A 24323-nucleotide genomic window follows, 5' to 3' on the forward strand; every position below is an offset into this window, starting at 1 on the left:
TTTTATTGACTAAAAGTTTTAATGAACTCAAAACTAATGTTCCATTCTGACCTGGGAGTTGCCATGTCCACCGCCGCAGACCTCATTATTCACAATGCCCGCATCTACACGGTCGACCCGCACAGGCCTTGGGCTGAGGCGGTGGCCATCTGCGGCGAACGCATCGTTTGCGTGGGCGACCACGGCAGCGTCATGGCATACGCCGGCCCTGCCACACGCCTGCTGGATGCCGGCGGCAAACTGGTGCTGCCGGGCTTCGTCGAGTCTCACTGGCATTTTTCCTCTACCGCCTTTGCCTTTCAGGCGCTGGTCAACCATACCGACCCGCTACAGGTGCTGGCCCTGCTCCAGGCCTACGTCGAGGCCAACCCCTGTGAAAAAGCCATTACCGGCATGGGCTGGATCCAGCCATTGATGCCTGGGCATATGTTGCGCCGCGAAGTACTGGATGCCATCTGTGCGGACAAGCCCGTGTGCCTGCTGTCCACCGACTATCACACCATGTGGGTCAACAGCTTCGCCCTGAACGCTGCCGGGATCGACCGCAACACCCCGCCAGTAGAAGAGGGCGCCAGCTGGTTCGAAAAGGACCCGATCACCGGCGAGCCCACGGGTGTGATCATTGACTGCGCCGCCTATTCGCTGCTGATGCAACGTCTGAGCGAAGCCGGCTACCTACCGACAGGCATCGACCTGTACCTGCGCTCGATTCCTTTTTGGCAAGAGAAACTGGTGGCGGCCGGGATTACCACGGTATTCGATGCCGGGTTCCTCGACCCCGCTGGCGACCAGTCGCTGCTGTATGAAACCCTGCAGCAACTGGAGCGTGAGGAGCGCCTGAAACTGCGGGTGGTCGGCAGCTACATCAACATGGGCACCGAGGACGATCCGGTCACGCGGCTGCAGGCCATGCGCGAACGCTACGACTCGCCGCTGGTCAAGGCGCAGACCCTCAAGCTGATGCTGGACGGGACCGAGCTGAACCACACCGCGTTCCTGCTCGAGCCCTATTGCGACAAGCCACACAGCTGCGGGTCGACGACCATGCCCGAGGAAGTGTTCGAGGGCCATGTGCGCAAGGCCGACGCCCTCGGTATCGACGTGATGGTGCATGCAGTGGGCGATGCCGCCGTGCGCATGGCGCTGGACGTGTTCGAGCGCACGTTCTCCAGCAATCCGCCCCGCGACCGTCGTCACGTCATCACTCACGCCTTTCTCACCCACCCCGACGACATACCGCGCTTTCGCCGTATCGGCGTCATGGCCAACACCCAGTTGCAGTGGGGCGTGGTCGACGCCTACGCCGAGGCCATCCAGCAGACCTATGGCTACCCACGCTGGGCGTCGATGTATAAATTCCGCAGCTTCATCGACCAAGGTGTGACCGTGTCCATCGGCATGGACGGCCTGGTGTGCCAATGCCGATGCCAGCACAAGCCGGTGGAACACATCGAATCGGGCCACACCCGCCAGCTTAGTGGCGAACCCGATGCCCCTGTGATGCCCGATGCCGACGAGCGCCTGAGTATCCCGCAACTGATCGCCGCCTATACCCTCAACGGTGCATACCAACTGGGCCTGGAACGGGAAATCGGTTCGATCACCGTTGGCAAGCGTGCCGACATCATCGTGCTGGAGCAGGACCTGTTCGAACTGGACCGCTACCAGATCGGCAATACCGAAGTAGCGCTGACCGTAATGAACGGCCGCATCACCCACGACGCAGGTACCCTGCCCCGCGCCTGACCCCGGACCCGACCATGCACAACAATAACAACACCCTGCTTCTGCGTGCTGCGCTAATCTACATCGCCGCCACGGCCTTGATCATCATTGGCGTACAACCCATCTTCATCGGCCTGCTGGCGAGCGGTTGCATCTGGACCTTAGCCAACAGGGCTGGGTACTTTCCAGTGAAATGAGCGGAACACTGCTCGGCTGCCTGCTGCTATCGATACCAAGGCGTCATCCAAGTGGCCGTGGGCTGTACCTGGCGGCAGCCTTTGCAGCGCTGATGTTGAACCTCCTCAGCGCTGCGCTGGACACTTTGACGAACCTGATTCTGTGCCGTTTTGCCTGTGGTATCGCTGCGGGCCTGCTGTATGCCGGGTCGATCAGCGGGCTTGGCCGGCTGCCGGGCCAGGATCGCTCGTACGGCCTGTCGCTGCTGATTCAAACCGCTGTCTTTGCCCTGTACGCGACCTGCCTGCCACAACTGGCAGAGCAGTTCGGTCACCGCACGGCGATTGCATCACTGGGTTTCTGGTTCGTGCTGATCGCTATGGCTGCGTTGTTCATTCCGGTACGGCTGCAGCGTGTAACCCCCGTGCGCCTGGCGCAGCCAGGCGGCGGCTCCGCGATTATCGGGCGCTACGCCCTGCTGGGGATGCTGTGCCTGCAGTTGGCGATCTATTCGTTGTGGGGGTTTGTCGAACAGTTGGCGCGCGAACGTGGCATCGAGGCGGTGGATGTGGGCTGGGCGTTCGGGCTGGGAATACTGGGTGGCTTGCCTGGCGGCGCCCTGCCCAGCCTGCTGGGCGCACGGGTGAGCCGTGGCCCGATGATCGGCCTGGGCTCGCTGGTAGTGCTTGTGTCAATCACCCTGCTGGCGCGCTATACACATGATGCCGATCAGCTGTGCATGGCACTGTTTCTGATGAACTTCGGCTGGGTGCTGGCGCTAACCTACTACATGGGGGCAATTGCCACCAATGACCCACGCGGCACGTTGACACCCTGGGTCAGTGCGCTGCAACTGGGGGCCGCGGCGGCAGCGCCGGCGTTAGTGGCGTTGCAGCAACAGAGTGCCGGGCGGGAAATGATCTTTGCCAGTGCAGGGACGGCGGTGGTGTTGGGGTGCGTGCTGAAGAGCGTGGCCGGCGTGGTTCATCGGCGGGCAATTCGTGAAGCTGCTTGATAGAGCGCATGAGCCGGTGATGGTGTGCGACGACTGCAGCCCGATCTGACACCGATACCGCCCGTTAGGTTATCTTCGACGCTTCACTGTACCGCCCGGGCCAGACCACCATGCGCATTGTCATTCCCGACGACTACCAAAATGTAATCCGTACCCTCGATTGCTTCGGCAAGTTGAGCGGGCATGCTGTCAGCGTCCTTCATGAGCTCCCGCCTGCCACGCTGGAACAACTTGCCGCACGTTTTGCCGATGCCGATGCCCTGGTACTCACCCGCGAACGCACACGCATCGACGCCGCCTTGCTCGACCGCCTGCCCAACCTCAAGCTGATCAGCCAGACCGGCAAGGTGTCCAGCCACCTTGACCTGGCTGCCTGCACCGCGCGCGGCATTGCCGTGACCGAGGGGCGCGGATCGCCGGTAGCGCCTGCCGAACTGGCCTGGGCGCTGATCCTCAATGCCCGCCGGCAATTGGTGCCGGCCATTGATGCCTTCCGCCAAGGCCAATGGCAGGTCAACCTGGGCCAGGCGCTGGCCGGGCAGACGCTGGGCATCTGGGGCTATGGCAAGATCGGCCAGCGCCTGGCGCGTTATGCGCAGGCTTTCGACATGCCCGTGCTGGTGTGGGGCAGCGACAGCAGCCGCGCCGCAGCCAAAGCCCATGGCCACGCTGCTGCCGCCTCGCGTGAGGCGTTTTTTGCCGAGGCGGATATTGTCAGCCTGAACCTGCGCCTTTCGGATCAGACACGCCATGGAGTGACCTTCGACGACCTGTCCCACATGAAGCCCGACGCCTTGCTGGTGAACGTCAGCCGCGCGGAACTGATTGCACCAGGCGCATTACTGCAGGCATTGGATGTCGGGCGGCCGGGCTACGCGGCGGTCGATGTTTATGAGGAGGAGCCGTTACTCGACCCGGCCCATCCACTGCTGCGCCACCCACGTGTACTCAGCACGCCCCACCTGGGGTATGTGGAGAAGAACGGCTACGAGCTGTACTTCGGTGACGCCTTCGACAATGTGCTGGCGTTTTTCGAAGGGGTGCCGAAGAACGTCGCCAACCCGCAAGCTTTGGCACTTCAACGCTTGAACCCAGTGCAGCCTTGAGGTTGCACTACCCAAGCAGGTGCAGCCCCAGCGTAAACACAGCCACGGCCAAGGCGACCAACGACACCCCATGACGTTCCAGATACGCGGGCCAACCGGCTGCTGACTGCGCCACGCATTGACATTGGCGCTCAGCCAGGCCGGTCAAGCGCGTCTCCACACTGTCCACACGGTCTGCCTGGGTGCTCGCTGCCAGCGCGAGCTTCTTCAGTGCCGTGGTCACCGTGATGGACAGCCCCTCCCGAGCCTGATTGCTGGCGGCCAGTTGGTGCTGGCACTGCTCAAGGTGCTTGCGAATCGCCCCTTCCTTCTGCACACGGGCCAGGGTAGTTGCCACGAGCTTTTTGTTCAGCGCCTCGATACTGGCCTGCAGTGCGTCATGCCCGGGGGCCTGCTGGGCCGACGCGTCCGCCTCATGGTGGGGCTCGTGCATCGTGTTCCCATTCGCCTCGGCAAGCGGAGTCAGGGTGCCGTGTTCATGTAGCTGGTTCATCAATCACTGTCCGGATACTGCGGTAAGGGGCGAGAAGCTATCAAAATGACATTACCGGATCCACTGATCAGTCGCGCAATTGACGGCTTTCGTCAGAACGTGCGCGTACACTTGCCTTCATGCCACTCGCAGGAGCCGCTTCATGCCCTACCCCATTGAAGAAAAACTGGTCATCGGCGTTGCCTCGAGTGCGCTGTTCGACCTCTCCGTCTCCGATGACATCTACCAGACACAAGGTGTCGAGGCTTACCGCCAACACCAGGAGCAGAACCTGGACGAGCCGTTCCCCAGTGGGGTGGCGCTCCCGTTCATTCGCCGCTTCCTGAGCATCAACAAGGCGTTCCCCGACCAGTTGCCGGTGGAAGTGGTGCTGCTCTCGCGCAACTCGCCGGAAACCGGCCTGCGGGTATTCCGCTCCATCAGCCACTATCAGTTGGACATCACCCGCGCGGCATTCATGTCGGGCCGCTCGCCCTACGAATACATCCCGGCGTTCAATGCCTCGCTGTTCCTCAGCGCCAACGAGGAAGATGTGCAAAAGGCCATCGACGCCAACTACCCTGCCGGGCGGGTACTGCCTACGCGCATCTACGATGATGAAATCGACACTGAGCTGCGGGTGGCCTTCGACTTCGATGGCGTGATTGCCGACGACGAGGCAGAGCGTGTTTACAAGCGCAACGACAACCTGGACGACTTTCAGGAACACGAGCGCATGCACAAGGGCACCCCGCATTCGCCGGGGCCACTGGCAGACCTTTACCGCAAGCTTTCGCGGATACGCATGCTGGAGGACCGCAAGCTGGCCGAGGACCCGACGTACCAGCGGATTCTGCGCATTGCCATCGTCACGGCGCGCAACGCGCCTTCGCATGAGCGAGTAGTGACGACCTTGAAGGATTGGGGCGTATCCCCGGATGAGTGCTTTTTTCTAGGCGGTATGGATAAACCCAGGGTGTTGTCGATATTGAAGCCGCATGTGTTTTTCGACGACCAGCGCACGCACCTGCAATCGCCAGCGGGAAACCTGCCGATGGTGCATGTACCGTTTGGGGTGGCGAACAGCGTGCGCTCGCCTCAGGAACCCGACGTGAAGCAGGATCAACTGCCGATCAGCGCATCATCCTGCATGCCCTAAAGCGCAAACACCGGCGCTGTGCCACGCGCGGTTCGGGCGACCAAGGTGCGTGCGCCCGTGCCGGGTACGCGCTTGCAACCCGGCCGAAAGGGCGCGGTCCGTCGCGGGGTCAGCTTAGCGCGGGCCGCCACCCTGATGGCCACCAAAACCACCGCCGTGGCCACCCCCACCATGACCACCGCCACCACCCGGCGGCATGAACATCCAGCAACCCGACAAGGCGGATACCAGCGCCGCCACCAAGGCTGCGCGCAAAAGGTTTTTCGACTTCATTGAAACGCTCCACAAGGCTAGATCTGCTGCCTGCCTTAGCGGATCGGGCAGCGACACGATTCTAGAGCTGCGGTGTGATGGCACGGGGAAACTTTGCATATCTTTACTGTCGACCCCGTGGCCGCAAACGCCGCGCAGGGACCACCAGAATGATCCTCCTTGACCCATGCCCACTCGCCGCCGCATGCTCGAACGCTTCCACCCACGCTCAAGGAACGATTGCATGAAGCTGGAAACGCTTGCCATCCATGCGGGCTTCAGCCCCGACCCGACCACCAAGGCGGTGGCCGTACCGATCTACCAGACCACCTCCTTCGCCTTCGACGACACCCAGCACGGCGCCGACCTGTTTGACCTGAAGGTTGCCGGCAACATCTATTCGCGCATCATGAACCCCACCAACGACGTGCTCGAGCAGCGCATGGCCGCCCTGGAAGGCGGGGTTGGCGCGCTGGCCGTCGCCTCGGGCATGGCGGCTATCACCTACGCCATCCAGACCGTCGCCGAAGCCGGCGACAATATCGTCTCGGTGGCCAAGCTGTACGGCGGCACCTACAACCTGCTGGCGCACACCCTGCCACGCATGGGAATCCACACCCGCTTCGCGGCCCATGACGATATCGCCGCCCTCGAAGCGCTGATCGACGCGCGTACCAAAGCGGTATTCTGCGAGTCCATCGGCAATCCCGCCGGCAATATCGTTGATATCGCTGCGCTGGCCGAGGCCGCCCACCGCCACGGGGTGCCGCTGATCGTCGACAATACCGTGGCCACCCCGGTGCTGTGCCGACCGTTCGAGCACGGCGCCGATATCGTCGTGCACTCGCTGACCAAGTACATCGGCGGTCACGGCACCAGCATCGGCGGCATCGTCATCGACTCCGGCAAATTCCCCTGGGCCGAAAACAAGGAACGCTTCGCCCTGCTCAACACCCCCGACCCGTCCTACCACGGCGTCACCTACACCGAAGCTTTCGGGCCTGCCGCCTTCATCGGCCGCTGCCGTGTGGTGCCCTTGCGCAACACCGGCGCCGCGCTGTCGCCGTTCAACGCCTTCCTGATCCTGCAAGGCCTGGAAACCCTGGCCCTGCGCATGGAGCGCCATACCGAGAACGCGCTAAAGGTCGCCCATTACCTGCAAGCCCACGAGCAAGTGGCCTGGGTGAAGTTCGCCGGGCTGCCCGACCACCCCGAACATGAACTGGCCCAGCGCTACACCGGCGGCAAGCCGGCGTCGATCCTGTCGTTCGGTATCAAGGGTGGCCAGGCGGCTGGCGCGCGCTTCATCGACGCATTGCAGTTGGTGGTACGCCTGGTGAACATCGGCGACGCCAAGTCACTGGCCTGCCACCCCGCGTCCACTACTCACCGTCAGCTCAACGACGAGGAACTGGAGAAGGCCGGCGTGCCACGGGACATGGTGCGCCTGTCGATCGGCATCGAACACAGTGACGACATCATCGCCGACCTGGCCCAGGCCTTGGAGGCCAGCCGCGGCTGATTCCTCCGCGCCCTACCCCATGTCGAAGGCGGGCGCACCTTCATCAAGCGTGGATGCACCCGCAATGACCCTGTTTTACCTGAAACTCACCATCACCCCCCTGCTGATGTGGGCCATCTCCCTCGCCTCCCGGCGCTGGGGCGGCCTGCTAGGCGGATTGCTGTCCGGCCTGCCGATCACCTCGGCGCTGGTGATGACCTTCCTGTGCCTGGAACAGGGCACGGCCTTCGCCCTGGGCGCATTGCCCGGCGCACTGGGCGGCCTGGCGGCGGTGCAGGCCACCTACACCGTCTACCTGCTGGCCACGCGCACACTCGGCATCGCCGTGGCCGTACTGCTGGCGTTGCTGTTCTATGGCCTGGCCGCCTATGCCTTTACCCACTGGGGCAGCCTGTACCTGTCGATTGCAGTGGCGTTGGTGCTGATCGGCGTGCTGATCCGCGCCAGCGGCCGCGAGCCCAAACCTGATACCTTGGCCCGCCCCCGGCACCGGCACTGGGAAATCCCGTTGCGCATGGTATCTGCCACTTCCCTGCTGATGATCACCACCAGCCTGGCCAGTTGGCTGGGCCCGGCGACCAGCGGGATGCTGGCGCCGATTCCGGTGATTGCCTGGCCACTGGTGGTGTTCGCCCATGTGCAGGGCGGGCGAGCCGGGATGGCGGCGATGGTGCGGGGGAATGCGATCGGCGCGGTGGGGGTGATTGCGTTCTATCTGGTATTGGCGGGGCTGCTGGAAACGTGGGGCGTTGGCGTGACCATCGGGCTGGCCATGCTGTGCGCTGTGGTGCTGACCCTTGGGCTGGCCGCGGTGTTGCGGCGGCGTTGATAGGCCGTTGGGCTGCTGCGCAGCCCATCGCAGGCACGCCAGCGCCTGCAGGGACCGAGCGGACTGCTCGCACCTGCGGCCTTAGTCGAACGCCCCGTTCAACACCTCATAGATGATCCCGGTCGCCACGGCGACCAGAATCAGGTCTGCGCCCGCTTGCATCCACTCATACCCGTCGTAGTGAGGCAGCTGCCCCAACAGACGGCCATCCAGTTTCTTGGCGATACCAGGTGGCAGGGGCTTGCCGCGGGCCAGGTTCTTCTGAATACCTGGAGGCAATGCCGGGCCCGGGCTCCAGTAGTTGCGGTGGCCACCGAGGATGCCCAGTACATCGCCACGGTCGATGGACGGGCCGCCGTGCCAGTCATTGCCGCCGGCGCTCTGCTTGTGGCCGCCCGAATTACCCTGGCCCTGGGCGTGCGGCGCCTGACCCTTGCCGTGCCCCTGACCTTGGCCCTGGCCTTTGCCATTACCCGGGTCGGCGAGCACCGGGCCAGAGGCCAAGGCCACCGCCAATGAGGTGACAACGGCTGTCATGATTGTTGATCTGGCCATGTGAGCATCCTTTGCGCGAGAGGTTGCCCCACACTATAGACGGTGCGCACGCCTGCTTCACTTGCAACAGCCTCAGCAGGGATGGCTGACAAGGCAGGCACGCTTCGGCCACAATCGGTCGCCTGGTCCACGCTGGGAAGCACTGCATGCTCACTACCCTCGCCATCGGCAACTACCGCTCGATCAACCACCTGGTGCTGCCGCTGAGCCAACTCAACCTGGTGACCGGTGCCAACGGCAGCGGCAAATCCAACCTGTACAAGGCGCTGCGCCTGCTGGCCGAAACCGCACAGGGCGGTGTGGTCGAAGCCCTCGCCCGTGAAGGCGGGCTGGATTCGACCTGGTGGGCCGGCCCAGAAACCAGCGCACGAATGCGGCGCGGCGAAGTGCCCATCCAAGGCCAGCATCCGAGCGAAGCCAGGCGCCTGCGCCTGGGCTTTGCCACCGAAGACCTCGGTTTTGCCATCACCCTCGGCCTGCCAATTCCCCTGCCGTATCCGAGCGCGTTCATGCTCGACCCTGAAATAAAGTGCGAGGCCATCTGGGGCGCTGGCGCCTATCGCCCCTCTTCCTTGCTGGTCGAGCGCAAGAATGCCCTGGTGCGGGCCCGCGAGGGCAACCGCTGGGCAGTGCTCGATCAGCATGCTGACAGCGGCGAGAGCTTTTTCAACATCGTCGGCCGGCCACGCCAGGCACCGGAAATCGGTGACCTGCGCGCGTTCATCAACAGCTGGCGGTTTTACGATCACTTCCGGATTGACCGTGATGCGCCTTGCCGTCAACCCCAACTGGGCACTCGCTCGCCGGTACTGCATCACGACGGGCGCAACCTTGCCTCAGCGTTGCAGACCATTATCGAAATTGGCGATGTGGAGGATCTGGTGGAAGCGCTGAATGACGCGTTTCCCGGCAGCCGTCTGGAGGTCAATGCGCCACCTGGTGGGCTGTTCAGTGTACGGCTGCACCAGCACGGTCTTTTGCGCCCGCTCGAGGGTGCTGAATTGTCGGACGGCACCCTGCGTTATCTTCTGCTGATGGCCGCCCTGCTCACACCACGGCCGCCATCGCTGATGGTCTTGAACGAACCGGAAACCAGTCTGCACGCGGACCTGCTCCCGGCCTTGGCGCGGCTGATCATTCGTGCATCACGCCGTAGCCAGGTTTGGGTGGTATCGCACAGTGCGCCATTAATCAACGCGCTGGCAGCCTGTGACGGGTGCAATGTGCTAGAGCTGGAAAAAATACAAGGGCAAACCCAGCTGCGGGGGGTTGGGTTGCTGGATGAGCCGCTGTGGCGCTGGGCTGACTGAATTCAAGGACGGCACAAGCCCGGCATGACTAACCGGCCCCGGTAATCTCGTCCATGAACTGGGTAAGAAAGGTTTCAAGCCGGGTATGACGCTCGGCAGCAAGGCGAGCCCCTTCTTGGGTCTTAAAGCCCGAGGCGAGCTTGAGCAGTTTGGTCTGGAAGTGCTCGATGGCATACGCCCCGTCCTGGTACGCCCTCTGCTGCGCGAAAGGATTCTCGACGTCATAGAGCGCCGACCCCATTCGCCCGGCGACGTAAAAACACCGGGCAATACCCACCGCGCCTATGGCGTCAAGCCGGTCACTGTCCTGAAGGATGCAGGCCTCACGTGTCAGCGGTTCGAACCCCGCCGAGTAACTGTGCGTTTTGATCGCATGCACTACCTGCTCAACACGCCCACTCGGCCAGCCCATCTCAGCAAGGACTGATGCAGCCTTGTTCGCCGACAACGTCGAGGCCTGCCCACGTAACGGCGAATGCTTTTCCACCGCCACACAGTCGTGCAGCACCGTGGCCGCAAGCAAGATTTCAAGGTCGCCACCCTCTACCCGCTGAATCCGGTGCGCATTGACCCACACGCGCTGAATATGGGCCAAGTCGTGGGAGCCATCACGCTGGTCGGACGGCAGATACTTCAGCAAGTCAGTGGCAAGGCACTGATAAGGGGCAAACGCTTGGCGGGTCATCTTCGGTAGGTTCCATTTCCGGTGAATGCGCGGGTTCACGGGCGCCGCCCGACACTGCCTGGGCAAGTACCGAGAGCCTGCATGTCGGTTTCAAAGCCTGTACAGCACTGGCAGGAGCAGCCTTGTGCTGCGATGAGGATGTTACTGCCAAAGTAGATCCTCAGCCCTATCTGCACCTTGCTACTAAGTATTTCCGTCAACAACACGTTTGTTACTGGGAGCACTTGTATTCGATCAGCAAGGAGTCAATGGATGTCCGCTCGCTTTTCCTCCCCCGCCACCCGTATTCGCCAAACCGCGCTAGCGGTCAGCTTCGCGGGCTCGCTGCTGGGCACTGCACATGCCTGGGCCGAGCCTGTGGGTTACAGCATCCCGGCAGGGTCATTGGCTCACGCACTCGACCAGTTTGCCGACGCCAGCGGGGCAGTCATCAGTTTCAGCCATGAAGCAGTCGCAGGCTTGCACAGCAAAGGGCTGAACGGCAATTACGCGCTGCATCAGGCGTTGGCAGAACTGCTGCAAGGCAGTGGCTTGCAGGTGCAGGCAGCGGGCGACAAGCACTTCATGCTGGTCAGCGCTGAGCAGGATGGCGCCATGGAGCTTGCGGCAACCACCGTCTCCAGCATGGCCCTGGGTGCCACCACCGAAGGCACCGGCAGCTACACCACCGGCTCGGTCAATACCGCAACCGGGCTGCGGCTGTCTGCACGCGAGACACCCCAATCGGTCAGCGTGGTCACCCGCCAGCAGATTGAAGACCAGAACCTGAACGATGTTGCCCAGGTGCTTGAACAGACACCAGGCGTGGTCGTTGACAGCATGGGGCCCGCCGGAAGCGACGCCAACCATATCTACGTGCGCGGCTTCGAGGTCGGCAGCATCCAGGTGGACGGCATCAACCGCCCCGATACCTTTGGTTTCAGGGACGACCTCTCCGACATGGTGTCCTATGACCGGGTAGAGGTAGTGCGCGGTGCCACGGGCCTGATGTCCGGCACTGGCGACCCGGGCGCCACCGTCAACCTGATCCGCAAGAAGCCGACCCTGGAAACACAACGCAAGCTGACCTTGAAAGCGGGCTCGTGGGACAACTACCGCACCGAGCTGGACGTTTCGGGCAAGTTGACGCAAAGCGGCAATGTCCGCGGGCGCTTTGTCGCCTCCAATACCGACAGCCAGAGCTACGTCGACCGCCAATCGCTGGAACGGCAGGTGGCCTATGGGGTGCTGGAGTGGGACATCACCGACAGCACGATGCTGACAGCAGGTGCGGAATATCAGGAGATGGACAACGACGGGGCAGGCAACCACGGCTTCCCGATGTTCAATTCAGATGGCAGTCACTTCAGCCCCTCCCGTACGTTCAACTCGGCTTCGGACTGGAGCTATCACAAGCGTCGCACCAAGACGGTATTCACTACGCTGGAGCATCAACTGGACAACGGCTGGCAATTGAAACTGAATGCCGAACACAGCCGTCGCAGCTATGACGACGCCTTCGCCACCGCTGCCAGCGGCACCGTCAAGCCCGGTGGCAGTGGCATCAGCACCTGGACGGGGCGTTGGGCCGGCGAGCCCCGGCAGACCTCGTTCGACCTGTCGGCGTCGGGCCCGTTCGAGCTGTTGTCACGCGAGCACCAGGCCTACGTCGGGGCCAGTCACTACCGCGCCTACTACCGCAACGACGGTTACCCACTGTGGACGATCCAGACCATCGACAACATTTACACCTGGGACGGTTCGCTGGCGATACCAGACGCCATCCATGCCAAGTCCTCGGAAGACGCGCTGGATGAAACCCAGGACGGCCTGGTGGCTTCGGTACGCTGGAGCCTGGCCGATGACCTGTCGCTGATTACCGGGGCGCGGCTGATCGACTGGAAACGCGACGAAACCTCTACCACCCTGTCGTCCGGCGCGACAAGCCGCACCTCGCGTAGCGAAACCGGGGTCGTCACGCCCTACCTTGGCCTGGTGTATGACCTCAACGAGCACTGGTCGGCCTATGCCAGTTACACCACCATTTTCAAACCGCAGAGCAACAAGGATATCAACGGGACCTACCTGGACCCGTTGGAAGGTGTTAACTACGAGCTCGGTCTGAAGAGTGAGTTCTGGGACCAGCGCCTGACCGCGGCTTTCAGCGTTTTCGAGGTGCACCAGGACAACCTGGCGGTAGCCGACGGAAGCAACCTGGCGCCAGACGGCAACCAGGCCTACCGTGCCGAATCGGGTACCAAGACACGTGGTTTCGAGATGGAAATGGCGGGCGAGGTTTTGCCTGATTGGCAGGTCTCGGCCAGCTACACCTATGCGGTGAGCAAGGATTCGGATGGCGACCGCCTGAACACTGAAATACCGCGAGACACCTTGAAACTGTTCACCAGCTACCGCCTGGCGACCCTGCCACAGTTGAAGGTAGGGGGTGGTGTGCGCTGGCAGGGTACCGAGTACTACAAAAGCGCCGGGCCCAACAACGAAACGTTCACCCAGGACCCCTACAGCGTGGTCGACCTGATGGCTCAATATGCCTTCACGCCGCAGACCAGCGTTTCACTGAACCTCAACAACGTGTTGGACAAAACCTACTACACGGCGATTGGCGCCCGCGGCTGGTATGGCAGCCCACGCAGCGCCACGGCCACGTTGGTGTACGCGTTCTGACCCGCCAAGGCGACGCCTGATGGCCCCTGAGTTCGCAGATCAGAACACCGACCATCCGATCCGCGAGCTGAGCAGCTCAAGCGCCGCCATCCCGGCCAGGGAGTTGCCCGCCGCATTCAGCTCTGGCGACCACACGCATACGGTAAATTGCCCCGGTACGATAGCCACGATCCCGCCACCCACGCCACTCTTGCCAGGCAAACCCACCCTGAAGGCGAAATTCCCCGCCTCGTCATACAGCCCGCTGGTGGCCATGATCGAGTTCACTTGTTGGGTCTGGCGCCGCGTCAGGATCTGCTCACCGCTGTGCTTGCAGAACCCATCATTGGCCAGGAAGCAGAATGCCCGCGCCAGGTCCAGGCAGTTCATTTGCAGTGCGCAGTAACTGAAGTAACTGCGCAGCACCGTCTCGACCTCGTTATGGAAGTTGCCAAATGACTGCATCAGGTACGCCATGGCAGCGTTGCGCGCGCGAAACTGATATTCCGAATCAGCGACCCGGGTATTGATCGAGATGTGGGGGTTGCCTGAAAGCCGTCGGACAAAATCGCGCATCGACAACGTGGGGGCAGCGAAGCGCGACTGATTGATATCGCAGATCACCAATGCCCCTGCATTGATGAACGGGTTACGCGGCCGCCCGCGCTCGAACTCCAGCTGCACCAGCGAGTTGAACGGCTGACCCGAAGGCTCATGCCCCAACCGCTCCCAAATGGCTTCCCCCGAATGGCCAATGGCCTGAACCAGGCTGAACACCTTGGAAATGCTCTGCACCGAGAATGGCACCCGTGCGTCGCCTGCGCAGTGATAACTGCCATCGTTGCCATAGACAGCGATGCCCAGCTGGTTCGCCGGCACGTCCGCCAGCGCGGGAATGTAGTCAGCGACTTTGCCCTTGCCGATCAAGGGACGTACTTCTTCGAGAATCTCGTTCAACAGCGTTTGCATGGAAGGCCCTGTATCAATCCCCAGACGACGGCGAGGGGCAGTCTTCTTGACGAAGACTGAGCGGGAGAGATCACACATTCAGAAACAAATCACCGTCAGCGTCTTCATCACCCGGAAGCCTGACGACGCCAGCAGCGCATCAGGTCTTTTACAGGGCAACAGCTTGCTGCCGAGCGGCACAGCTTGACGCGACATTAGCGCCACGAAGTCTGCGATAAAAAAATTGGATATCTCATTAAAGAAATCCCGCAGGCGCTGCCCTGGACCATGGGATTACAGTCCGCCCCACGCCGTCGTCCGGCGGGGTGGTTGCTGCTGGGCCATTACGCGTTCGAAGCCTTACCGGAACCCGGCGCAATTCACTCCAATACAAGAACAAAGGTGACCACGCATGCTTAAGCCTCCTGTCGATGCCCCTATCGATGTCAAAGACTGGATCGATAACCGCCCCATTGCTGCCTACCAGTGGCTGATTCTGTCGCTGTGCTTCCTGATCGTGCTGTTCGATGGCTTCGATGTCGCCGTCATGGGTTTCATCGCGCCTTCGCTGATGCAGGACTGGGGCCTGTCGCGCGCCGCCTTTGGCCCGGTGATGAGTGCCGGCATGGTCGGCCTTGCCATCGGCGCACTGACCGCCGGCCCGTATGCCGACCGGTTGGGCCGCAAGAAAGTGCTGCTGATCGCGGTCAGCGGTTTCAGCCTGCTGAGCCTGGCCTGCGCCTTCGCCCGCAACCCCTATGAACTGGCTGTGTTACGGCTGCTGACCGGCATTGCCCTGGGTGCGGCCATGCCCAACTGCACCACCCTGCTCGCCGAATACCTGCCTACCCGAAACCGCTCGTTGATGATCACCATCATGTTCACCGGCTTCAACATGGGCTCGGGCCTGGGCGGTTTTCTGTCCGCCTGGCTGATCCCTCATCACGGCTGGAAGTCGGTACTGCTGGCCGGCGGCCTGCTGCCATTGGCTTTGCTGCCCCTGCTGTGGTGGCTGCTGCCAGAGTCCGCCCGCTTCCTTGCTGCACGCCAGGCACCGGCCAGCCAGATTGCGGCAGCCTTGGCCAAGCTCGGCGGCCGCTTCGCTGCCGGCACCCGCTTCATCGTCAGTGAGCCAACCACGCAGCACAAGGCACCGGCCCGGCAGCTGTTCAGCGAGCGCTACCGGTTGGGCACCCTGGCCCTGTGGCTGACCTATTTCATGGGCCTGCTGGTGATCTACCTGACCATGGGCTGGTTGCCGACGCTGCTGCGTGATGGCGGGCTGTCCATCGAGCGCGCCGCCACCATCACGGGGCTGTTCCAGATCGGCGGCGCAGTGGGCGCAATCGTGGTCGGCTGGATCATGGACCGACGCAACCCTAACCGGGTCATCGCCATCGCCTACGCCCTCGGCGGCCTGTGCATCGTCTCACTGGGCGCCCTGAGCCTGGAGTCGAGCCTGCTGGTGGTGGGCGTGGCGGCTGCCGGGTTCTGCATGAGCGGTGCGCAGACCGGCCTGAACGCCTTCGCCCCTGGCTACTACCCGACCGAGTTCCGCGCCACAGGCGTAAGCTGGATGCTCGGTATCGGGCGCTTCGGGGCCATTTTCGGCTCCCTCATCGGTGGTGCCGTGCTCAGCCTGGGGCTGGGCCTGCCGCTGCTGTTCACCCTCCTCGGCCTGCCGGCATTCGCCGCTGCCCTGGCGATCCTGGCCAACGGCCACGCCCGGCTGCGCGCGACCCCCGCAGTAACCGCGCCGTAACCTGTAACAGAGGACTTTCGCATGGCTCGTATCATTGGTGGCCTGGCCGTCTCCCACACCCCAACCATCGGCTTCGCAGTCGACCACGACAAACAGGAAGAAGCCGCCTGGGCGCCGATCTTCGAAAGCTTCGAGCCGATCCGCACGTGGCTGCAGCAGCGCCAGCCGGACGTACTCTTCTATATCTTCAACGACCACATCACCTCGTTCTTCTTTGACCATTACAGCGCCTTCACCCTGGGCGTAGACGAGCAGTATGGCGTGGCCGATGAAGGGGGCAATCCGCGGGACCTGCCGCCAGTGGGCGGCCACGCAGCGCTGTCGCGGCACATCGGCCAGAGCCTGATGGCCGATGAGTTCGACATGAGCTTTTTCCGCGACAAGCCGCTGGACCACGGCTTCTTCTCGCCCATGTCGGCGCTGCTGCCCTGCGATGAAAGCTGGCCCGTACAGATCGTGCCGCTGCAGGTCGGCGTACTGCAGCTGCCGATCCCCACGGCCCGGCGCTGCTACAAACTGGGCCAGGCATTGCGCCGCGCCATCGAGAGCTACCCCGAAGACCTCAAGGTGGCGATCGTCGCCACCGGCGGGGTGTCACACCAGGTGCACGGCGAGCGTTGCGGCTTCAACAACCCGGAGTGGGACGCGCAGTTCCTTGACCTGCTGGTGAACGACCCGCAGCGCCTTACCGAGATGACACTGGCCGAGTACGCCACGCTCGGCGGCATGGAAGGCGCCGAGGTGATCACCTGGCTGATCATGCGTGGCGCGTTGTCTGCCAACGTTGAGCGCAAGCACCAAAGCTACTACCTGCCGTCGATGACCGGCATTGCCACCCTGCTGCTGGAAAACCGCGACCAGGCACTGCCGGCACCGGTCAACGAACGCCACCGCCAGCACATGCAGCATCAGCTGGCAGGGGCTGAGCAGCTTGAGGGCACCTATCCCTACACCTTGGAGCGCAGTGCCAAAGGCTACCGCCTGAACAAGTTCTTGCATCGCATGATCGAGCCGCAGTGGCGCCAGCGTTTCCTGAGCGAACCCGAAGCGCTGTACCGCGAGGCAGGCCTGAGCGAAGAGGAAAGCGACCTGCTGCGCCGCCGCGACTGGCGCGGGCTGATCCACTACGGGGTGATCTTCTTCGTACTGGAGAAGCTGGGCGCCGTACTGGGTGTGTCCAACCTGGACATTTACGCCGCCATGCGCGGGCAGAGCATCGAAGACTTCATGAAGACCCGTAACCAGCAGGTTCGCTACTCGGTGGCCGGCAAAGCACCCAACTGACCGATGCAACCCGCTTGATCCTGTGACGGCGCGTCCCGCGCCGCCACCCCCACCGCTCCCTGATTCAACCTGCCCAGCGCCGATGCGCCGCTGGCAGGCAGCGCTTTGCCCATCCCTGGAGAATAAAAATAATGAAATGCCGCACCCTGTACCCGCTCGTCCCCACATTCGCACTGGCAGCCAGCCTGCCACTGCAAGCCCTGGCCGAAGGCTTCGTCGACGATGCCAAGGCAAGCCTGACGTTGCGTAACTTCTACATGAACCGCGACTACACGGGCACGGCAAGCCAAGGCAAAGCCGAGGAATGGACGCAAAGTTTCATCCTCGACTTCAAGTCCGGCTTCACCCCCGGCGTGGTCGGTTTCGGCGTTGACGTGCTGGGCCTTTACAGCATCAAACTTGATGGCGGCAAGGGCACCGCCGGCACGCAGTTGCTGCCTGTTCATGACGACGGGCGCCCGGCGGACGACTTTGGCCGCACGGCGCTGGCGGGCAAGATGCGGGTGTCCAAGACGGAACTCAAGGTTGGCGAGTGGTCACCTACCCTGCCCATCCTGCGCGCCGATGACGGCCGCTCGCTGCCACAAACCTTGCAGGGCGCGCAGGTCACCTCCAACGAGCTGGCCGGCCTGAGCCTGTATGGCGGCCAGTTCCGCCAGAACAGCCCGCGCAACGACGCCAGCATGCAGGACATGAGCCTGTTCACGCGCACAGCCTTCACCTCGGACCGCTTCAACTTCGCCGGCGGTGAATACCGCTTCAACCAGGAGCGCACCCTGGTCGGCGCCTGGTATGCCCAGCTGGAAGACATCTACCAGCAGCGCTACTTCCAGGTGCAGCATCAACAGCCGCTGGGCAACTGGGTACTGGGCGCCAACCTGAGCTATTTCTGGGGCAAGGATGACGGTGGCGCCAAGGCAGGCGAACTGGACAACCGCACCGCTTCGGGCCTGTTCTCGGCGAAGCTGGGTGGCAACACGTTCTACGTCGGTTTGCAGAAGGTCATGGGCGATGATGAATGGTTCCGGGTCAATGGCACCAGCGGCGGCACGCTGGCCAACGACGCCTTCGGCTCCAGCTATGAAAGCGCCCGCGAGCGCTCCTGGCAGGTGCGCCACGACTTCAACTTCGTGGTGCTTGGCATACCCGGCCTGACCCTGATGAACCGCTATATCCACGGTGACAACGTGCACAACGCCAGCACCCAGGACGGCACCGAGTGGGGCCGCGAAAGCGAGCTGGCCTATGTGATCCAGTCTGGGCCGTTCAAGGCCCTGAACCTCAAGTGGCGCAACTCCAGCCAGCGCCGGGACTGGGGCAGCACCAACAGTTTCGATGAGAACAGGCTGATCGTCAGCTACCCGCTGAGCCTGCTTTAAGTCACCCTCCTGGGCTCACGCCTGCTCGGTGATAACCTGGCGGATACAGGCCATCAGCGCGACTGCCGCCGGTGACTGCAGGCAGCCACTGCGCTGCATGAGGCCGATGGCGCGGGCAGTGCCGGGCAGTGCCAGCGGCAGGCGTTGCAGTTCGCTGCTGGCAATCTCGTAAGCCAACTGGTGCGCAGACACCGCCGCCAGCATGTCCGAACGCACCAGCAGGCCACGGATAACCGCCAGATCAGCGCTTTCCACCACCGGCCACGGCGCTGTCAGGCCCGCGGCGGCGAAACAGTTGTCGAGCAGCTGGCGGGCCGGCGAACCGGCCCGCGGCAACACCCAGCGCGCCTGGTGCACGTCCTTGAGCGTCAGGTGTGTGTGCAACAGCGGGTGCCCTCGACGGGCCAGCACCACCATTTCCTCGTTGATGAGCGGCTCGCCCACCAGGTCGCTGGCATAATCGTGAGGCCGCAAGGCGCCCAAGACGAAATCCACATCCCCTACCCGCAGCTCGGTTGCCAGCAGGTCGAACGGGCTTTCGTTGGTCACCACCCGAACCTGTGGGTGCTGGGCCGTGAAGCGTAAAATGGCGTCCGGTAGAATGCGCGAGCGGCCCAATGGCAACGCGCCGACATGCACCACCCCGCGCAGGGTGCCTTGCATCGCGCTCAGGTCACTGTCCAGCAGGCGCAACTCGTTCAGCGCCCGGCGGATGGGGAACAGAATGTCCCGGCTGGCCACAGTGGGCTGCAGGCCGCGCGACGTGCGCACGAACAAGGGCTGTCCACACCCGCCTTCGAGCACTTTCAAGGCCGCACTGACCGCCGGCTGGCTAAGGCCGAAGTGCCGCGCCACGGTTTGCATGTGCCGTGTTTCACAGAGTTTCACGAACACCTGCAGGCGCCGCGCCTGAAACAGGTAGAGGGGCTCGCCCTGCGCGGTGCCCAGCAAACTCGGCACGCCGTCCAGTTCCGCCAGCACGCGCTGTGCGCGCGGCAGCAGGCACTCGCCATAGTCGGTCAGGCGCATGCCATTGGCATGGCGCTCGAACAGGGGCACGGCAAAGCGCGCCTCCAGCTCGGCGATGGCGCGGGTGACCACGGACTGAGCACGGAACAACACTTCCGTCGCCCGCGAAACGCTGCCCAGCTCGGCTACCCGGATGAACGCGCGGACTTGCATCAGGTTGGGCAGTTCGACATCGATCATAAGGGCTCCCGGCGCTCGGCTCGTGACTGCGGCGACTATGCCTCTACCCCGCTTGCCCGGCAATAAATAAAACGCATAGCCGCTGCAAATGAACGCATTAGTGCCCTGCACAGGCCAATGACATCCTGCGCCCACCCCCACTGCAGGAGCCAACGAACCATGAATACCCCACAAAAATCCGCCCTGGTGGTCAGCGCACATTCGGCCGACTTTGTCTGGCGTGCCGGTGGCGCCATTGCGCTGCACGCTGAGCAAGGCTATGCCATGCACGTGGTCTGCCTGTCTTTCGGTGAGCGTGGTGAGTCTGCCAAGCTGTGGCGCAAGGGTGAAATGACCGAAGCCAAGGTCAAGGACGCACGCCGTGAAGAGGCCATGGCGGCGGCCGAAATCCTCGGTGCCAGCGTGGAGTTCTTCGACATCGGCGACTACCCGATGCGCGCCGACAAGGACACCCTGTTCCGCCTGGCCGATGTGTATCGCCGGGTACAACCGGAGTTCGTACTCAGCCACTCCCTCAAAGACCCTTACAACTACGACCACCCGCTGGCCATGCACCTGGCCCAGGAAGCCCGCATCATCGCGCAGGCTGAAGGCTACAAGCCGGGCGAGAAGATCGTTGGCGCACCGCCGGTGTACGCCTTTGAGCCGCACCAGCCCGAGCAGTGCGAATGGCGCCCGGACACGTTCCTGGACATTACCTCGGTGTGGGACAAAAAGTATGCCGCCATCCAGTGCATGGCTGGCCAGGAACACCTCTGGGAGTACTACACCCGCGTGGCCCTGCAGCGCGGCGTGCAAGCCAAGCGTAACGTGGGCATCACCAGCGCACGCAACATCGTCTACGCCGAAGGCCTGCAGAGCGTGTTCCCACGCGTGACGGAGAACCTGGCATGAGCGGGCTGATCGGCAAGACCGGCATCGTCGTGCGTAATATCCCACGCGTTGAGCCACACATCATCGATGCCCTGGGCCGGCTGGGTGTCGCCACGGTGCATGAGGCCCAAGGTCGCAAGGGGCTGCTCAATACTGCCGTGCGCCCCCTCCAGCAAGGTGTGGCGGTGGCCGGCAGCGCGGTAACCGTGCTGGTGGCCCCAGGCGACAACTGGATGTTCCATGTTGCCGTGGAACAGTGCCGCCCAGGCGACGTACTGGTGGTGGCGCCCAGCTCGCCGTGCAGCGATGGCTATTTCGGCGACCTGCTGGCGACCTCGCTCCAGGCCCGCGGCGTGCGCGGCCTGGTGATCGATGCGGGCGTGCGCGACAGCCAGACACTGCGCGACATGGGCTTTGCCGTGTGGTCCCGCGCGATCAATGCCCAAGGCACAGTGAAGGAAGTGCTGGGTTCGGTGAACCTGCCGCTGCTGTGTGCCGGGCAGCTCGTCCATGCCGGTGACATCGTGGTGGCCGATGACGACGGCGTAGTGGTGGTGCGCCATGGCGAAGCCCAGGCGGTACTCGAAGCCGCCACCCAGCGCGCCGACCTGGAAGAACGCAAACGCCTGCGCCTGGCCGCCGGCGAGCTTGGCCTGGACATCTACGAGATGCGCCCGCGCCTGGCGGCGAAGGGCCTGCGTTATGTCGACCACCTCACCGACCTGGAAGGCTGAACATGGGCCAGACCCGCATACCCTGCCTGCTGCTGCGCGGCGGCACCTCCAAGGGCGCCTATTTTCTGCATGACGACCTGCCCGCCCCTGGCCCGCTGCGTGACCGGGTGCTGCTGGCGGTGATGGGCTCGCCCGATGCCCGTCAGATTGACGGCATCGGCGGCGCCGACTCGCTCACCAGCAAAGTCGCCATCATCCGCGCTTCGCAGCGCGATGACGCCGACGTGGACTACCTGTTCGCTCAGGTGGTGGTGGACGAGGCGCGGGTGGACTATGGGCAAAACTGCGGCAACATTCTGGCCGGCGTAGGGCCGTTCGCCCTTGAGCGCGGCCTGGTGGCCGCCAGCGGCGCGAGCACACCGGTGCGCATCTTCATGGAAAACACCGGGCAGATCGCCGTCGCCCAGGTGCCGACCGCCGATGGCCAGGTGGAGTATGCCGGCGATACCCGTATTGATGGGGTGCCGGGCCGTGGGGCGGCGCTGGTGGTCACGTTTGCCGACGTGGCCGGCGCCAGCTGCGGAGCCCTGTTGCCCACCGGCAACAGCCGCGACTGTGTCGAGGGTGTGGAAGTCACCTGCATCGACAACGGCATGCCGGTGGTACTGCTGCGTGCCGAGGACATTGGCGTGACCGGTTACGAGCCGTGCGAAACGCTGGAGGCCGACAGCGCCCTGAAAACACGCCTGGAAGCCATCCGCCTGCAACTGGGCCCACGCATGAACCTGGGTGATGTCAGCCAGCGCAATGTGCCAAAAATGTGCCTGCTGTCAGCACCGCGCAACGGCGGCACGGTCAATACGCGCTCATTCATCCCGCACCGCTGCCATGCGTCCATCGGGGTGTTTGGTGCGGTGAGTGTTGCTGCGGCCTGCTTGATTGAAGGGTCGGTTGCACAGGGCCTTGCCAGCGCGTCCGACGGTGATCGTCAGCGTTTGGCGGTGGAGCATCCGAGTGGGGAATTTACGGTGGAAATCAGCCTGGAACATGGCGTGATCAAGGGGTGCGGGTTGGTGAGGACGGCGCGTTTGCTGTTTGACGGGGTTGTGTGCATCGGTCGGGATATCTGGGGTGGGCCGCAGAAGTGATTCATCAATGGTTGCTTGGGGTTTCAAAAATGAATTGACACCGCAAGTGCACTGACCAGCAAACAGAGGCTCGCGACAGCCGTTAAATGCACGCGCATCGGCAGATACCACCCAGGCACGGCTTGCGCCAGTTTGCGATCCTGCCAAAGATGGCCGACAAAACCAAAGGTCAACACCAGACACCCCAATGGCACAGGCAGCAACGTGCCAACCCAACCGATCAGGGCCGGTATAACGCTCCACACCAGTCGCTCTTGACGCTGCTTTGCGGGCAAACCCTGCAACGTCATGGCAAACCCCCAGTGCAGGGCACCGACGAAGCTCAATATCACCGCGCCATAGCCAACCAGCATCATCGAGAAAAACGCTCGATATTCAGCCCAAAAAAGGATGAGCAGCGTTAAACCAATAAACGGCAGCAGACCGCCGTAACCCAGGACAGCGAAGCGGCTTGGAGATAACGCAGTAGCATCGGTATTCATCTGGGCGCCCCTTCGCGACGGTTCAGGACCGGACGTCAACTGTGTCGTCCAATGAGGTTCAGGAATTCGTGCCGCGTCGAGGGGGCGTCGCGAAATGCACCTAACATCACGGATGAAATCATCACCGAGTTCTGCTTCTCTACACCGCGCATCATCATGCACATATGCTGGGCTTCGATCACGACCGCTACCCCTGCGGCATCCGTGACTTCCTGCACGGCATACGCAATTTGCCGCGTGAGGTTTTCCTGTATCTGTAAGCGACGGGCGAACATATCCACCACGCGTGCAACCTTGGAAAGCCCTAACACGCGTCCTGTTGGCAGGTACGCGACATGCGCCTTGCCAATAAACGGCAACATGTGGTGTTCGCACAATGAGTAGAGCTCAATGTCACGCACCACAATCATTTCATCGTTTTCACTCTCGAACAGAGCACCGTTCACGACCTCGTGAAGATCCTGGGCATACCCGTTGCACAAGTACTGCATCGCTTTTGCCGCACGCTGGGGTGTGTCCAGAAGCCCTTCGCGCTGCGGGTTTTCACCAATACCGACCAGGATTTCATGGTAGTGCTCGGCTAACGAATGTGACATTTGGACTCCTCACCGCTACAGCGGTGCCCGCCAGCGGGATGTGGTAGCCAGGCCAAGTGTGGCCTCAATCGACAGAACAGCCTGTAAAGCACCGAAAACAGGGGACGTAGCGGACGCCAAGCCAGTGGCGCGACCCACAGGCCCACATCGGCAGCACGCCAACTCCACAAGGTGGCGTCCAAGCCTGTAACCCAGTGCCCGCTCGCGAACCTTCCATGCAGGCATGACCTCAGTTGCTCAACCGTCAAGCCCAACGCCCCTGCATCGAAATCATCCGCACTGATGTCAACCAGGATGAGCTTTCCCCCGGTCGATTGCCTGCGCAGGAAGGCGATCTCCCGAGCGCACAACGGGCAGGCGCCGTCAAAGTACAGGGTGAAGGGCCACTCGCAATACATGTACAACCTCTCATGCTTGTACAGGTTTTTGTATAAGTTAGCTGAAACCAGGAAATTCGCAATGGGGGGCTGGGAGATGTTCGCCGGTGGGTTTGTATTGCCGGTGAGATCGAGCGCCGC

At 62.8% G+C, this 24323-nt stretch carries 24 protein-coding genes; 15 read left to right on the plus strand and 9 right to left on the minus strand.

Annotated features, from left to right (window positions below; all coding sequences use genetic code 11):
- The first annotated feature begins 63 nt into the window (after positions 1-63).
- From REH59_RS17950 to REH59_RS17965, 4 genes are all read left to right on the plus strand, one after another.
- Positions 64-1746 (plus strand): amidohydrolase, encoded by a 1683-nt coding sequence (locus REH59_RS17950; RefSeq protein WP_014860867.1) that lies wholly within the window; start codon positions 64-66, stop codon positions 1744-1746.
- A 14-nt stretch (positions 1747-1760) separates the two neighbouring features.
- Positions 1761-1922 carry a hypothetical protein gene (locus REH59_RS17955; RefSeq protein WP_320450338.1) on the plus strand — a complete coding sequence of 54 codons (162 nt, stop codon included), beginning with the start codon at positions 1761-1763 and terminating at the stop codon, positions 1920-1922.
- Positions 1919-2917: an MFS transporter gene (locus REH59_RS17960; protein ID WP_320450339.1), complete on the plus strand. Its 999-nt coding sequence runs from the start codon at positions 1919-1921 to the stop codon at positions 2915-2917. Before REH59_RS17955 ends, REH59_RS17960 begins: the two co-directional genes overlap by 4 nt.
- A gap of 110 nt (positions 2918-3027) precedes the next feature.
- Complete coding sequence (locus REH59_RS17965) at positions 3028-4023, plus strand: D-2-hydroxyacid dehydrogenase family protein (RefSeq protein ID WP_014860869.1); 996 nt, start codon at positions 3028-3030, stop codon at positions 4021-4023.
- A 7-nt stretch (positions 4024-4030) separates the two neighbouring features.
- On the opposite strand, the gene REH59_RS17970 is transcribed toward REH59_RS17965, so the two are convergent.
- Entirely contained in the window at positions 4031-4516 is a 486-nt protein-coding gene (locus REH59_RS17970; protein ID WP_128573742.1) for a hypothetical protein, read from the minus strand.
- 142 nt (positions 4517-4658) lie between these two features.
- Here REH59_RS17970 and REH59_RS17975 point away from each other — a divergent pair, with 142 nt between their 5' ends.
- The gene (locus REH59_RS17975; protein WP_014860871.1) at positions 4659-5654 is read left to right on the plus strand and encodes a 5'-nucleotidase; all 996 of its coding nucleotides are present in this window, start codon (positions 4659-4661) and stop codon (positions 5652-5654) included.
- 114 nt (positions 5655-5768) lie between these two features.
- On the opposite strand, the gene REH59_RS17980 is transcribed toward REH59_RS17975, so the two are convergent.
- Positions 5769-5927 carry a hypothetical protein gene (locus tag REH59_RS17980; RefSeq protein ID WP_004575389.1) on the minus strand — a complete coding sequence of 53 codons (159 nt, stop codon included), beginning with the start codon at positions 5925-5927 and terminating at the stop codon, positions 5769-5771.
- 223 nt (positions 5928-6150) lie between these two features.
- Between REH59_RS17980 and REH59_RS17985 the strand changes: the two genes are divergently transcribed.
- Positions 6151-7428 (plus strand): bifunctional O-acetylhomoserine aminocarboxypropyltransferase/cysteine synthase, encoded by a 1278-nt coding sequence (locus REH59_RS17985; RefSeq protein ID WP_004575388.1) that lies wholly within the window; start codon positions 6151-6153, stop codon positions 7426-7428.
- 64 nt (positions 7429-7492) lie between these two features.
- The gene (locus tag REH59_RS17990; protein WP_003250736.1) at positions 7493-8257 is read left to right on the plus strand and encodes a hypothetical protein; all 765 of its coding nucleotides are present in this window, start codon (positions 7493-7495) and stop codon (positions 8255-8257) included.
- Positions 8258-8338: 81 nt separating this feature from the next.
- On the opposite strand, the gene REH59_RS17995 is transcribed toward REH59_RS17990, so the two are convergent.
- The gene (locus REH59_RS17995; RefSeq protein WP_014860874.1) at positions 8339-8812 is read right to left on the minus strand and encodes an anti-virulence regulator CigR family protein; all 474 of its coding nucleotides are present in this window, start codon (positions 8810-8812) and stop codon (positions 8339-8341) included.
- A 146-nt stretch (positions 8813-8958) separates the two neighbouring features.
- On the opposite strand from REH59_RS17995, the gene REH59_RS18000 reads away from it, so the two are divergent.
- The gene (locus REH59_RS18000; RefSeq protein ID WP_004575386.1) at positions 8959-10122 is read left to right on the plus strand and encodes an AAA family ATPase; all 1164 of its coding nucleotides are present in this window, start codon (positions 8959-8961) and stop codon (positions 10120-10122) included.
- Positions 10123-10150: 28 nt separating this feature from the next.
- On the opposite strand, the gene REH59_RS18005 is transcribed toward REH59_RS18000, so the two are convergent.
- Positions 10151-10807, minus strand: a complete 657-nt coding sequence (locus REH59_RS18005; RefSeq protein WP_014860876.1) for an HD domain-containing protein — start codon at positions 10805-10807, stop codon at positions 10151-10153.
- Positions 10808-11059: 252 nt separating this feature from the next.
- Here REH59_RS18005 and REH59_RS18010 point away from each other — a divergent pair, with 252 nt between their 5' ends.
- Positions 11060-13471: a TonB-dependent siderophore receptor gene (locus tag REH59_RS18010; protein WP_014860877.1), complete on the plus strand. Its 2412-nt coding sequence runs from the start codon at positions 11060-11062 to the stop codon at positions 13469-13471.
- Between the two features lie 39 nt (positions 13472-13510).
- Here the strand turns inward: REH59_RS18010 and glsB are convergent, their stop codons facing one another.
- On the minus strand, positions 13511-14419 hold the full coding sequence (gene glsB, locus REH59_RS18015) for a glutaminase B (RefSeq protein ID WP_004575383.1): 909 nt from the start codon (positions 14417-14419) through the stop codon (positions 13511-13513).
- A gap of 391 nt (positions 14420-14810) precedes the next feature.
- On the opposite strand from glsB, the gene REH59_RS18020 reads away from it, so the two are divergent.
- The 3 genes from REH59_RS18020 to REH59_RS18030 all read left to right on the plus strand — a co-directional run bounded on the left by REH59_RS18020 (position 14811) and on the right by REH59_RS18030 (position 18823).
- Positions 14811-16160: an MFS transporter gene (locus REH59_RS18020; RefSeq protein WP_003250723.1), complete on the plus strand. Its 1350-nt coding sequence runs from the start codon at positions 14811-14813 to the stop codon at positions 16158-16160.
- 21 nt (positions 16161-16181) lie between these two features.
- On the plus strand, positions 16182-17444 hold the full coding sequence (locus REH59_RS18025) for a gallate dioxygenase (RefSeq protein ID WP_004575382.1): 1263 nt from the start codon (positions 16182-16184) through the stop codon (positions 17442-17444).
- 131 nt (positions 17445-17575) lie between these two features.
- Positions 17576-18823, plus strand: coding sequence for an OprD family porin (locus REH59_RS18030; RefSeq protein ID WP_014860879.1), 1248 nt, complete (start codon positions 17576-17578; stop codon positions 18821-18823).
- Positions 18824-18838: 15 nt separating this feature from the next.
- Here the strand turns inward: REH59_RS18030 and REH59_RS18035 are convergent, their stop codons facing one another.
- Positions 18839-20032: a LysR family transcriptional regulator gene (locus REH59_RS18035; RefSeq protein ID WP_014860880.1), complete on the minus strand. Its 1194-nt coding sequence runs from the start codon at positions 20030-20032 to the stop codon at positions 18839-18841.
- A gap of 117 nt (positions 20033-20149) precedes the next feature.
- Between REH59_RS18035 and galB the strand changes: the two genes are divergently transcribed.
- Genes galB through REH59_RS18050 form a run of 3 tightly spaced genes read left to right on the plus strand, consistent with a single transcriptional unit; the run spans position 20150 to position 22727 of the window.
- On the plus strand, positions 20150-20926 hold the full coding sequence (gene galB / locus REH59_RS18040; RefSeq protein WP_103518093.1) for a 4-oxalmesaconate hydratase: 777 nt from the start codon (positions 20150-20152) through the stop codon (positions 20924-20926).
- A complete protein-coding gene (locus tag REH59_RS18045; protein ID WP_121783696.1) occupies positions 20923-21639 on the plus strand; it encodes a 4-carboxy-4-hydroxy-2-oxoadipate aldolase/oxaloacetate decarboxylase in 717 nt (238 codons plus the stop codon). Before galB ends, REH59_RS18045 begins: the two co-directional genes overlap by 4 nt.
- Positions 21640-21641: 2 nt before the next feature.
- Positions 21642-22727, plus strand: a complete 1086-nt coding sequence (locus REH59_RS18050; protein WP_014860882.1) for a 4-oxalomesaconate tautomerase — start codon at positions 21642-21644, stop codon at positions 22725-22727.
- Between the two features lie 23 nt (positions 22728-22750).
- Here REH59_RS18050 and REH59_RS18055 read toward each other — a convergent pair whose 3' ends face one another.
- The 3 genes from REH59_RS18055 to REH59_RS18065 are packed head-to-tail and all read right to left on the minus strand — an operon-like array spanning position 22751 to position 24203.
- Positions 22751-23209, minus strand: coding sequence for a DUF3429 domain-containing protein (locus tag REH59_RS18055; protein WP_014860883.1), 459 nt, complete (start codon positions 23207-23209; stop codon positions 22751-22753).
- A 35-nt stretch (positions 23210-23244) separates the two neighbouring features.
- Entirely contained in the window at positions 23245-23805 is a 561-nt protein-coding gene (gene folE / locus REH59_RS18060) for a GTP cyclohydrolase I FolE (protein WP_003250704.1), read from the minus strand.
- Positions 23790-24203 (minus strand): thiol-disulfide oxidoreductase DCC family protein, encoded by a 414-nt coding sequence (locus REH59_RS18065; protein WP_033725614.1) that lies wholly within the window; start codon positions 24201-24203, stop codon positions 23790-23792. The genes folE and REH59_RS18065 overlap by 16 nt, the downstream gene beginning before the upstream one ends.
- Positions 24204-24323 lie beyond the last annotated feature (120 nt).

Source organism: Pseudomonas sp. BO3-4 (assembly GCF_034044115.1).
In the GTDB taxonomy this organism is placed as follows: Bacteria; Pseudomonadota; Gammaproteobacteria; order Pseudomonadales; family Pseudomonadaceae; genus Aquipseudomonas; species Aquipseudomonas alloputida.

What these genes read in the sequence shown, in the direction of transcription:
- REH59_RS17950 (WP_014860867.1), top strand. Translation starts at nt 64, where the DNA reads ATGTCCACCGCCGCAGACCTCATTATTCACAATGCCCGCATCTACACG.
- REH59_RS17955 (WP_320450338.1), top strand. Translation starts at nt 1,761, where the DNA reads ATGCACAACAATAACAACACCCTGCTTCTGCGTGCTGCGCTAATCTAC.
- REH59_RS17960 (WP_320450339.1), top strand. Translation starts at nt 1,919, where the DNA reads ATGAGCGGAACACTGCTCGGCTGCCTGCTGCTATCGATACCAAGGCGT.
- REH59_RS17965 (WP_014860869.1), top strand. Translation starts at nt 3,028, where the DNA reads ATGCGCATTGTCATTCCCGACGACTACCAAAATGTAATCCGTACCCTC.
- REH59_RS17970 (WP_128573742.1), bottom strand. Translation starts at nt 4,516, where the DNA reads ATGAACCAGCTACATGAACACGGCACCCTGACTCCGCTTGCCGAGGCG.
- REH59_RS17975 (WP_014860871.1), top strand. Translation starts at nt 4,659, where the DNA reads ATGCCCTACCCCATTGAAGAAAAACTGGTCATCGGCGTTGCCTCGAGT.
- REH59_RS17980 (WP_004575389.1), bottom strand. Translation starts at nt 5,927, where the DNA reads ATGAAGTCGAAAAACCTTTTGCGCGCAGCCTTGGTGGCGGCGCTGGTA.
- REH59_RS17985 (WP_004575388.1), top strand. Translation starts at nt 6,151, where the DNA reads ATGAAGCTGGAAACGCTTGCCATCCATGCGGGCTTCAGCCCCGACCCG.
- REH59_RS17990 (WP_003250736.1), top strand. Translation starts at nt 7,493, where the DNA reads ATGACCCTGTTTTACCTGAAACTCACCATCACCCCCCTGCTGATGTGG.
- REH59_RS17995 (WP_014860874.1), bottom strand. Translation starts at nt 8,812, where the DNA reads ATGGCCAGATCAACAATCATGACAGCCGTTGTCACCTCATTGGCGGTG.
- REH59_RS18000 (WP_004575386.1), top strand. Translation starts at nt 8,959, where the DNA reads ATGCTCACTACCCTCGCCATCGGCAACTACCGCTCGATCAACCACCTG.
- REH59_RS18005 (WP_014860876.1), bottom strand. Translation starts at nt 10,807, where the DNA reads ATGACCCGCCAAGCGTTTGCCCCTTATCAGTGCCTTGCCACTGACTTG.
- REH59_RS18010 (WP_014860877.1), top strand. Translation starts at nt 11,060, where the DNA reads ATGTCCGCTCGCTTTTCCTCCCCCGCCACCCGTATTCGCCAAACCGCG.
- glsB (WP_004575383.1), bottom strand. Translation starts at nt 14,419, where the DNA reads ATGCAAACGCTGTTGAACGAGATTCTCGAAGAAGTACGTCCCTTGATC.
- REH59_RS18020 (WP_003250723.1), top strand. Translation starts at nt 14,811, where the DNA reads ATGCTTAAGCCTCCTGTCGATGCCCCTATCGATGTCAAAGACTGGATC.
- REH59_RS18025 (WP_004575382.1), top strand. Translation starts at nt 16,182, where the DNA reads ATGGCTCGTATCATTGGTGGCCTGGCCGTCTCCCACACCCCAACCATC.
- REH59_RS18030 (WP_014860879.1), top strand. Translation starts at nt 17,576, where the DNA reads ATGAAATGCCGCACCCTGTACCCGCTCGTCCCCACATTCGCACTGGCA.
- REH59_RS18035 (WP_014860880.1), bottom strand. Translation starts at nt 20,032, where the DNA reads ATGATCGATGTCGAACTGCCCAACCTGATGCAAGTCCGCGCGTTCATC.
- galB (WP_103518093.1), top strand. Translation starts at nt 20,150, where the DNA reads ATGACATCCTGCGCCCACCCCCACTGCAGGAGCCAACGAACCATGAAT.
- REH59_RS18045 (WP_121783696.1), top strand. Translation starts at nt 20,923, where the DNA reads ATGAGCGGGCTGATCGGCAAGACCGGCATCGTCGTGCGTAATATCCCA.
- REH59_RS18050 (WP_014860882.1), top strand. Translation starts at nt 21,642, where the DNA reads ATGGGCCAGACCCGCATACCCTGCCTGCTGCTGCGCGGCGGCACCTCC.
- REH59_RS18055 (WP_014860883.1), bottom strand. Translation starts at nt 23,209, where the DNA reads ATGAATACCGATGCTACTGCGTTATCTCCAAGCCGCTTCGCTGTCCTG.
- folE (WP_003250704.1), bottom strand. Translation starts at nt 23,805, where the DNA reads ATGTCACATTCGTTAGCCGAGCACTACCATGAAATCCTGGTCGGTATT.
- REH59_RS18065 (WP_033725614.1), bottom strand. Translation starts at nt 24,203, where the DNA reads ATGTATTGCGAGTGGCCCTTCACCCTGTACTTTGACGGCGCCTGCCCG.